1 protein-coding gene and 1 pseudogene are annotated in these 3,146 nt (G+C 38.2%); one reads left to right on the plus strand and one right to left on the minus strand.

What is annotated here, in order from left to right; all coding sequences use genetic code 11:
• Positions 1–21: 21 nt before the first annotated feature.
• Positions 22–734: pseudogene (locus tag N482_RS24615) on the plus strand (transposase); the annotation flags it as partial.
• On the opposite strand, the gene N482_RS23675 reads toward N482_RS24615, so the two are convergent.
• Positions 731–2,086, minus strand: coding sequence for a class II 3-deoxy-7-phosphoheptulonate synthase (locus tag N482_RS23675; protein ID WP_196765376.1), 1,356 nt, complete (start codon positions 2,084–2,086; stop codon positions 731–733). The pseudogene N482_RS24615 and the gene N482_RS23675 overlap by 4 nt on opposite strands.
• Positions 2,087–3,146 lie beyond the last annotated feature (1,060 nt).

Here is a 3,146-nt window from a genome sequence, read left to right on the forward strand (position 1 = left end):
ATAACTCAGTGACACTATTAGTATGGCGCAGATTTATTATTTTTTATCAACCCACTGGGAGATAATTGCCGCTGGCTGATACCTGCTCGTAAAGGACTAAAATACACCTTGCTTGATGAACATGACAGCAACGACAAGCTTATCGAAATGCACGTATCCCCACAGGCCAGAAAGAAAAACCCGGATTTACCAAATAAGTAGCAAGTTAGAGCGGTTACGTACAAATTGACGGAAAAGATAAAACCGTCTTTACCTCACTGCCTAGAGATAAATTTAGCGCGAACGACATAGCCAACTTATATCATGAACGCTCGGAAATAGAGCTGAGTTACCACGATATAAAATCATCCATGCAACATAATGCGATTACGCTAAGGAGTAAGACCGTTGAGCTTGTGTACCAAAAGTTGTTGGGATTGATGTTGGGGTACAACTTAATCAGGAGAGAAGAGAGCTTAGCAGCAGTATCACACAAAAGGGCATCGAACGAGATAAGCTTCAAATATGTATGTCAATTCATTGGAAGTCAGCTTAAAGTGATGGCGAATGCTCTCTTTAGGCAATACACCCAAGCGTTTAGCTGCACATTGAGAGTACTCTTTAAAGAAAAAAGCCCTAGGCCAAGTAGACCTAGGGTCGTTAAGATGAATAAAAGCCGCTACCCTGTTAATCGCAAAGCTGCTCCTCTAAAGTTAACAGCATTGCGCTTTTATCGGCCTTTTCTCTTATATTAAACTCTGTCTTTTGCATCCTTTAATAGGTCTGCAACTAAGAAACCTAGCTCTAATACCTGATCTGCATTGAGCCTTGGGTCACATTGAGTTCGGTATCTTTGCGCTAAGTCTTCATCAGACAAGCCGTACGCACCACCAATACATTCAGTCACGTGTTGGCCTGTCATCTCTAAGTGTACGCCGCCTGCATATGAGCCTTCAGCTTTATGTACGGCAAAAAACTGGCTGATTTCACGCAAAATATTATTAAAACTACGCGTTTTATAACCTGTACTCGCTTTTTCGGTGTTTCCATGCATTGGATCTGAAGTCCAAACAACATTTCGGCCTTCGCTTTGCACGCGCCTTACCAGAGATGGCAACTTTTCAGGAAGGACATCAGCGCCCATTCGTGTGATTAAAGTTAATCTACCAGGTATATTATCTGGGTTTAGTGCATCAATAAGCTTTATAAGGTCGTCAGGCTGCATACCTGGACCAACTTTTACGCCTATTGGGTTTTTGATCCCCCTAAAAAATTCAATATGCGCGTGGTCCAATTGCCTTGTTCTTTCACCTATCCAAACAAAGTGCGCTGAACAGTCATACCAATCCCCTGTTAAATGGTCACGTCTCGTTAATGCCTGTTCATAACCTAGCAATAGAGCTTCGTGGGACGTATATAAGTGCGTTTCTTTTAAGCTTGGAGCTACTGTAGCGTCTATCCCACATACTTCCATAAATTCCAAAGCGTCTTGAATTCGATTAGCCATTTGTTGAAATTTATCTCTCAACGGATTAGCGGCAACGAAACTCATGTTCCAACGGCTTACCTGATGTAAGTCAGCCAAGCCACCTTGGGCGAACGCTCTAAGTAAATTTAACGTTGACGCACTATGATGGTAAGCTTTCATAAGCCTTGCTGGGTCTGGAAATCGCGCTTCTTCGGTGAATTCAAAGCTATTAATTATGTCTCCACGGTATGAAGGTAAAGATACTCCGTCAATGGTTTCATAATCAGACGACCTTGGTTTTGCATATTGACCAGCCATGCGCGCAATTTTCACAACTGGGCATTTACCACCGTATGTAAGGACAACGGCCATTTGTAAAAGAGTTTTGAATGTATCTCTTATATTGGTTGCGCTGAAATCAGAAAATGACTCAGCACAGTCACCGCCTTGCAGTAAAAATGCTTTTCCCTCACACACATCAGAAAGGCTTTTATAGAGACTCCTTGTTTCCTCTGCAAAAACTAAAGGTGGCGCAGCGTTTAATTCTGATTCAATATTTTGTAATTTATCTTTATCCGGATATTCCGGTTGTTGAACAATTGGGAAATCTCTCCAACTGTCTGGACTCCAAGGTTTCATTCTCATTCCTCATTAGTTACCTCAAAATGCAACTTATCGTATAGGACGTTATCCTTCAAGCACAAATTAGTTAATTATTAAAGTTTCTTAAAGAACACATCATAAAAAAGGCTAGCTATACCAAATAAGTAACTCATAAAATGGTTAACAATGCGTAACTCCAAACAAAATTTTAATTGAGATGTACCTTAAACACACATTCTTATTATCGATATATTATATTTAGAACGCACATACAGTTAACAAGGGAAATTGGCCATTCATTTAAAGAACACATCGTACTTTATATAACTGAATAATAATTTAACATTTCTAGATTTCGACAATGTCTCCAAAGTAATAACGTTTTTCGGTTACATACACTTCTCTCAACAGATGCTTAGATCTTCAAAATGTCGATCGTCTCTCACATTTTTTGGGAAATCTTTTAGCGACACTCTGTAAGTCTATTCTATAAAACATTAGGCTCAGGAAAATTTAAGAAAGAAAAATCATCACTTGGCAAAATTAGTTAAATAGAAAGTTGCGGTAAGGTAAACTCGTAAAGAATCGATTTAACTAATTTCGCCTTACCTATTACTAATTTATCTGAATGCATAAAAGAACGGTGGAAAAGTAAGCTCCTCAATAAGATAATCACTCAGAGTTGGCCAATCATTTCAAAGTAAAAAATAAATAACCAAAAACGCAACTAGGTATGAAAACGGCGCTTATAACTATTAAGACTGAACTCCTCTCTGAAGTTAGTTAAATTATTTACCTTTACTTACTGATTTGTCTAAAAAAGAGAATAATTATTGTTTTTTGTTAATCTTTTAACAGAGTAAATACACGGCGGATAAAAAACAGTGTAAATTGAATTAAACATATTCATGATACAAGCATTTACACGTGGACATTGGTATTATGTTAAATGTATCATAAAACATCTATAATAGATTAACACGCCGAATTACGCACCTTTTGACTTGGAGTTTTGACTTGAGGTTCAAACTTGAGGTTCAAACTTGAGGTTCAAACTTGAGGTTCAAACTTGAGGTTCAAACTTGTGAGTCAAACT

The sequence above is a fragment of the Pseudoalteromonas luteoviolacea NCIMB 1942 genome (genome assembly GCF_001625595.1).
In the GTDB taxonomy this organism is placed as follows: domain Bacteria; phylum Pseudomonadota; class Gammaproteobacteria; order Enterobacterales; family Alteromonadaceae; genus Pseudoalteromonas; species Pseudoalteromonas luteoviolacea_A.